This is a genomic window from Streptosporangium sp. NPDC006013 (assembly GCF_040614275.1).
Classification (GTDB): domain Bacteria; phylum Actinomycetota; class Actinomycetes; order Streptosporangiales; family Streptosporangiaceae; genus Streptosporangium.
In genome coordinates, this window is record NZ_JBEXUE010000545.1 from 1 (window position 1) to 6,363 (window position 6,363).

Genomic DNA, 6,363 nt, shown 5'->3' on the forward strand with positions numbered 1-6,363 from the left:
GACCGGCTGCGCCTGCCTCGGCAGGCGTGACATGACCCAGCCGAACTGCGGCGTGTTCACCGCGGGCATGTGCACGATCGTGACCCGTACCCCGCTGCCGTGGTGCAACAGCTCCGTGCGCAGCGATTCATGGAATCCCTGGATGGCATGCTTCGCCCCGCAGTAGGCCGACTGCAGGGGAATGCCGCGTTTGGCAAGCGCCGACCCGGTCTGCACGATCACGCCGCGGTCACGCGGCAGCATCAGATCCAGCGCCACCCTCGTGCCGTGGACGACTCCCAGGTAGGTCACCTCCGTGACCCGTTTGAACTCCTCCGGCTCGATGTCGACGAACTCGGCGAACACCGAGCTGAACGCCACGTTCACCCACACGTCGACCGGGCCGAGCTCCCTTTCGGCACGCCGCCCGGCCTCCCGGACCGCGCCGTAGTCGGCCACGTCCGTCGGGAGCACGAGTGCCTGGCCACCGGCCGCCGTCACATCCTCCGCCGCCCCTCGCAACCCGACCTCCCCCCGCGCCAGCAGGGCCACTTTCGCCCCCTGGGCGCCGAAGGCCCGCGCGGTCGCACGGCCGATTCCCCCGCTGGCTCCCGTCACCACCACCACGCGTCCGGCCATCGCCAGCACCTCCTCCGACATGCGCATCTCCTACCCCACGGGCGGGTTCCAACCGCCGCGCCTCGGAAGGATGCCGGCGACATGCCGAACACGGCCGGTTCCTTAACCGGGACCATGCCACCGGCTCTCCGCACGGGGCGGGAAAAGGTCGGACGGCCCGCGCGGATGCCCCGGCCTGTCCTGCCTCAGCCCGTCGAGACCCGAAGGACGATCTTGCCTCGTACGTGCCCGCTCCGGCTCAGCCGGAAGGCCTCGGCGGCCTCCGACAGATCCAGCACCGTCGCGATCTCCGGGACGACCAGACCGTTCTCGATCATCTGTCGCAGCTCGTCGAGGTCCGCCGTGCTCGGCCTGGCGAACACGAAGACGCCGCCGTGCTCCAGCACACCGTCGTTGGTCAGCGAGACGACCCGCCCCCGCGCGTCCTCGCGCAGCAGGTCAAGGGAGGAGACCAGCGTCTCGCCGCCGTACATGTCCACGATCGCGCTGACACCGGCCGGCGCGAGCGCCCGGACCCGCTCGCCGAGCCCGGGGCCGTAGGTGACGGGCTCGGCGCCGAGGCCTCGCAGGTAGTCGTGGTTGCGGGCCGAGGCGGTGCCGATGACACGCGCTCCCAGGGCGGCGGCGATCTGTACGGCGAACGACCCGACACCGCCCGCCGCGGCCTGCACCAGCACGGTGTCACCGGTCCCCACCCGCAGCGCGTGGACGAGTGACTGGTAGGCGGTGAGGCCGGCGATGGGGACGGCCGCCGCCTGCTCCCAGCTCAGATTGACCGGCTTGCGGGCGATGGTGCGCACCGGCGCGGCCACCCGCTCGGCGTAGGTTCCCCTCCCGATGGAATCCTCGCGCACGTACCCGATCACCTCGTCCCCCACCGCGAAGCCGGTGACCGTCGGGCCGACCTTCGCGATCACCCCCGCGACGTCCCAGCCGGGGACCACGGGAAAATGCACGTCGAAACGGCTGTCCAGCTGCCCGGCGGCTGTCTGCCAGTCGACCGGGTTGACCGACACCGTCCTGACGTCGATGAGAACGGACTCCGGGCCGAGTTTCGGCTCGGGGACCTCCCCCATCTCCAGGACCTCCGGCCCTCCGTAGCGCCGGTAAACGATCGCCTTCATCAAATCCTCCAACCTGGAAACCCCCGCCTTCGGGCGGGGAGGGAGACGGGAGATTCCCTCCCTCGAAAAGGGGAGGATGTCGGCTCCCCGCCTTCCGATGATGAGTCGATGCTGTCTTAGGGATACCGCGAGCCGCGGCTCAGGCGCTCACGCCGACGCCTCGACGCCGACGTTCCCGTCACGGGGCTCGGAGCTGAGCGGCACGACGACGATCTCGGGCCCGCACTCCTGACGGCCGACCAGCCGGGAGCCGACCAGCCTGCAGGACAGCTCGACGAAGCGATCCTGCAGCTGGGCGACCGACAGCCGGCCGTCGGGGCGGTACCAGACGGCGACCCCGTTGCACATCTCGAGCAGCGCCAGCCTGGCCACCCGCAGGTCGGTGATCTGGAACTCCCCGGTACGCACCCCTCGCTCCAGCACGCGCTGGAACATGGACTCGTAGTCGTCACGCATGGCGACGATCTCCGCGTGGTTGTCCCCGGTCAGTGCCCGCACCTCGCGGTCGGTGACCTGGCAGGTGAGCGGGTTGACCGCCTCCGTCGCGACCTGGGCGAGCACCAGCCTGGCGAGCTGGACGGCCGGGTCCGCGCTGGGCTCCAGGGCCTCGCGCCCGGCGCGCAGCAGCTCGCCCAGGCCCGCGCGCATGATCCCGGCCAGCAACTCCTCCTTGCCGCCCGCGTAGTGGTACAGCGTGGCCGAGTTCAGCCCGGCCGCGCGGCCGATCTCACGGATGCCCGTGGCCGCGAAGCCCCGTTCCGCGAAGAGCCGCACCGCGGCCCGCTGGATCTGCTCGAGGTTTGACACGGCATCTCTCAATCGAACGATTGATTAGACATCGCACCCTAGCAGGGCACGCCGAGGATGACGTGATCCCGCTCCGGCGCCGCGGGCATGGCGACGCCGAGATCGTGGGACGACCGTGGAAACCATCGAACCGGATCAGCGGTAGTAACCCTCGACCGGGACGCGCGCCTCGTCGAACAGGGCGGGGCCCTCCTGCCGCGCGCCGACGCCGGTGGCGGCCGGTTTGAGGCTCGCGAGCTGTTCGTTGGAGAGCGCGAACACCACGCGGCCGAGGCCGGACCGTTCGATGGCGCCCCCGCACATGGGGCACGGCTGGCAGCTGGTGTACATGGTCGTGGCGGCCGCGGCGGCGGGGTCGAGCTCGCGGGCCGCCCACCTGGCCAGCTTGAGCTCGGGGTGGGCGGTGATGTCGGCGTCGCTGAGAACCGTGTTGCGGTCCTCGGCGAGCACGGTGCCGTCCGGGCCCACCAGCAGTGACCCGAACGGCGGGTCACCGGCCGCCCGCGCCGCGGCGGCAAGCTCGATGGCCCTGCGCAGGAACTTCTCGTCGTCGCCGGTCATGGTTTCCCTCGTTTCTGTCTGATGCGTGCTCGGATTCCAGCGGGCGGCCACGGTCGCGAGCGCCTGCCAGGCGGTCTGCGGATGGCGTGTCTCGTCCGGGTCTCCGTTGAAGGGGTCGAGTACGACGGTCTCGGAGCCGAGGAGGCGAAGCTGTTCGAGGTCGTCAAGGATCTGGTCGATCGTGCCCTCACCGGCGAGCCGCCCGGGGGCGGTGATCGGCGTCTCGGTGAGCCGCAGGGCGATCCGGGGGACCAGCGCGGGCACCGGTCGTTGGCACTCGTTCGCGATGGCCTTCAACCGGCCCAGCGCCTCGCGCAGCCAGGGGAGGGTGAACCTCAGCGGATGCCATGCCTCGCCGAGATGTACCGCCCGGCGCAGTCCGGCGTCGCTGTTGCCGCCGACCCAGATCGGTATCCGCCCGGCGCGGTAGTCCTTGTCATCGTTCCAGGCGGCGCGGATCACCCGGAGGTGATCGTCGGTCAGCGCCCCGCGCCGCTGGAACGGGACTCCGAGCGCGTCGAACTCCTGCCGCGCCCAGCCGACGCCCACGCCGAGGACGAGCCGTCCCCCGCTGAGCTGGTTGAGGTTGGCGGCCATCCGGGCGACGAGCAGCGGGTGCCGGTACGGCACGATGAGCACCGTGGTCCCGAGCCTGACCCTGCCGGTGATGCCGGCCAGCCAGGCGAGGGTGGTGAAGGGTTCGTAGAACGGCGCCGGGTACTGTTCGGCGACGTCGGGTGTTATCGCGATGTGGTCGGAGACCATGAGCAGGTCGAAACCCAGGCCCTCCACCGTCTGCGCCCAGTCGCGCAGCACGCCGGGGTCGGTACCTGGCCCAAAATTCGGGACATTAACGCCTATTTGCACTGGTTCAGGCTATCCAGCCGTTATTTCCCATTGGAAGAGAGTTTTCCCGGCGCAATAGTCGATATGCCGTGAATATGCCGGTACCTTTGCCGGATGACCGAGAGCCTCGATGCCACCGACTGGTCGATCCTGGTCGAGGTCCAGCGAGACGGCCGCATCCCACTGACCGAGCTGGGGCGACGGGTGAACCTCAGCGCCTCCGCCACGACCGAGCGGATCAGGCGCCTGGAGGCGGCGGGCGTCATCGCCGGCTACCACGCCCACGTCGACCTGGCGAAGGTCGGCTTCACCGTGCTCGCCGTGGTACGCCTGAAGTATCCGGGCAGCCGGCACCAGCCCCTGCACCGGCTGCTCGACGAGCGCCCCGAGATCCTGGAGTGCCTGCGGACCACCGGCGACGACTGCTACGTGCTGAAGCTGGCCGCGACCTCCATGGCCCACCTCGAACAGCTCGTCGACGAACTGGCCCGGTTCGGCAGCACCACCACCAACCTCGTCTACAGCCAGCCCCTGCCCTACCGCGGCCCCCAGGGTCCCTGACGTGTGCGGGGCCCGCTGACGGCGGGGCCTAACGGTCGGCGACGAGTCTCGCGGCGACGGTCAGCGCGATCGCGCTCCGTTCCTCCTCGGGCACCTCCATGCCGAGCAGGAAGGGAACGCTGCCCATAAGCGGACCGCCGGCGCTGTGTCGGTGCCGGGCAGTGCTCGCTCGTCCTGCCGGAGATCTTCGACTCCGACGACGAGGGACTCGTCCTCGTGACCGGCGAGGTCACCGAGGCCCACACCGCCGGCCTCCGCCACGCGGTGCGGATCTGCCCGGTCGGGGCTCTCAGCCTCCGGCCCGACCCCTCTCCCGACTCGGGAACGCCCCAGGCCGCTGGGCGTTGACCGGCCAAAGGTCGGTCAGTCGGTGTCGTAGCAGACCAGCAGGCTCAGCACCTTCCCGCGCGGGCTGAGCGCGCCGACCGCGAGCTCCTGGTCCGTCCAGTACGGCGTGCGCCTGGTGATCCTGAACGCCAGCCACCGCCACCGGGCCGCGAGCTCGTTGACCCGGTGGACGGACGCGTCGGCGGGAGCGCGCACCAGACCGGCGACCGACCGCCACGTCGCCAGCCTGCCGTACCCACCGCGAAGCCCGGAGGAGTAAGCGGCGTCGCAGTAGGCGGAGGTGAACAGCTCGGCCACCACCGAGCCCAGGCTGCCCCGCTGCCCGTTCAACACGGTCTCCGCCACGAAGGCATCCGGCAGGAAGGCGTTCACCCCCAGCGGCACCAGCTCCTCAGGGCCGACAGCCCCGGGAAGTTCGAAGATCTTCGCCCATCCCCGTGAATTCCAGTGCTCCACCGCCGCGGTGATGAGCCGCTCCTCCTGCCGGGTGCTCACGATCGCGGGCTCCCCACCGGGAACCCGCGCGAGCGTGCGACCGTCCAGGAGGAGCCCCGCGACCTCCGGATGCTCGGGAATGTACCAGTCGGGCTGGGGAACCCAGCCCGACTGGAAGTCGGGCACGCGTATCCAGCGTTCTCCCCTGCCGAGTCTCAGGGGCAGCCCCGCGAGAGGATGCCCCAGCTCGCGCAGGGCGGCGACGCACCGCACCGCCGCCGGCACCCGGGTCAGGTTGACCCGGCGCACCACCAACTCCTGCGCCAGGCAGGCGATCAGCTCCGCCCAGATGTCCGGCTCGGCGGGCACCCGCCCGAACAGCGGCAGCAGGTGGTGGACCCGCCGGGACTCGGCCAGCAGCGCGGCCAGGTCACGGACCTCCCGAAGCCGCCGCTCACCGACGTAGTGACCGCGTACCAGCTCGGCCAGCGACCCGGCATCGCCGGGAACGCGTGCCAGGACCGGCCCATGTGGCCCGTCCACAAGCGCGTGCGAGATCACGAAAGTTCCTCTGGAGACCTTGCCCGCATGCTCGCCCCTCCTCGTGGCAAAAACCCGCCCTTTGCCAACCGGACACCATTACACTACGTAATCAAGTGATGACCGAAGCGGTGGCGTCCCGCATGCCGACCATCACGGAGGTCAGGAGACGGTCGACAAAGGGATCCGGACGATCATGCCGGTGCCGGCGGAGTTGAGCAAGGCGACCTCGACGGAATCCTCTCAGAAGAGCGGCGGCCCGGGCTCGACCCCAGACCGCGGGCCCCACGTCACGGTCTCCACGGACAGCAGGCGCGAGGTCAACGACCCTCTCCTGCAGGAGGGGGCTTGAGGCGCAGTGATGCGCTTCGAAGCCCCGTGTTGACCAGCCCTGGCCGTCATGAACTGGAGGTGTGATCCAGATGGCCACGTTGAACACAAGAGCGCAGACCGACCTTGGGGTGCTTCCTCAGCTCCAAGCTCTCGAATCCGTGGGAGCAGACACGCCCGAGGGTGGGCACGA

6 protein-coding genes and 1 pseudogene are annotated in these 6,363 nt (G+C 70.2%); 2 read left to right on the forward strand and 5 right to left on the reverse strand.

Annotated features, from left to right (window positions below):
- From ABZ260_RS44445 to ABZ260_RS44460, 4 genes are all read right to left on the reverse strand, one after another.
- The coding region (locus ABZ260_RS44445) for an SDR family oxidoreductase (protein ID WP_355630117.1) at positions 1 to 639 on the reverse strand (639 nt) is incomplete at its 3' end.
- Between the two features lie 164 nt (positions 640 to 803).
- Positions 804 to 1,742, reverse strand: a complete 939-nt coding sequence (locus tag ABZ260_RS44450) for an NADP-dependent oxidoreductase (RefSeq protein WP_355630120.1) — start codon at positions 1,740 to 1,742, stop codon at positions 804 to 806.
- Positions 1,743 to 1,889: 147 nt separating this feature from the next.
- Positions 1,890 to 2,549: a TetR/AcrR family transcriptional regulator gene (locus ABZ260_RS44455; RefSeq protein ID WP_355630124.1), complete on the reverse strand. Its 660-nt coding sequence runs from the start codon at positions 2,547 to 2,549 to the stop codon at positions 1,890 to 1,892.
- 135 nt (positions 2,550 to 2,684) lie between these two features.
- Entirely contained in the window at positions 2,685 to 3,926 is a 1,242-nt protein-coding gene (locus ABZ260_RS44460; RefSeq protein WP_355630126.1) for a TIGR03619 family F420-dependent LLM class oxidoreductase, read from the reverse strand.
- Positions 3,927 to 4,070: 144 nt separating this feature from the next.
- Here ABZ260_RS44460 and ABZ260_RS44465 point away from each other — a divergent pair, with 144 nt between their 5' ends.
- Positions 4,071 to 4,517, forward strand: coding sequence for an Lrp/AsnC family transcriptional regulator (locus tag ABZ260_RS44465; protein WP_355630129.1), 447 nt, complete (start codon positions 4,071 to 4,073; stop codon positions 4,515 to 4,517).
- Positions 4,518 to 4,661: 144 nt separating this feature from the next.
- Positions 4,662 to 4,865, forward strand: a pseudogene (locus ABZ260_RS44470) (ferredoxin); the annotation flags it as partial.
- A gap of 15 nt (positions 4,866 to 4,880) precedes the next feature.
- Here ABZ260_RS44470 and ABZ260_RS44475 read toward each other — a convergent pair.
- The gene (locus ABZ260_RS44475; RefSeq protein ID WP_355630131.1) at positions 4,881 to 5,861 is read right to left on the reverse strand and encodes a DUF6183 family protein; all 981 of its coding nucleotides are present in this window, start codon (positions 5,859 to 5,861) and stop codon (positions 4,881 to 4,883) included.
- Positions 5,862 to 6,363 lie beyond the last annotated feature (502 nt).

Bases quoted from the DNA above. Each gene is read 5' to 3' on its own strand.
- ABZ260_RS44450 (WP_355630120.1), bottom strand. From the start codon at position 1,742: ATGAAGGCGATCGTTTACCGGCGCTACGGAGGGCCGGAGGTCCTGGAG.
- ABZ260_RS44465 (WP_355630129.1), top strand. From the start codon at position 4,071: ATGACCGAGAGCCTCGATGCCACCGACTGGTCGATCCTGGTCGAGGTC.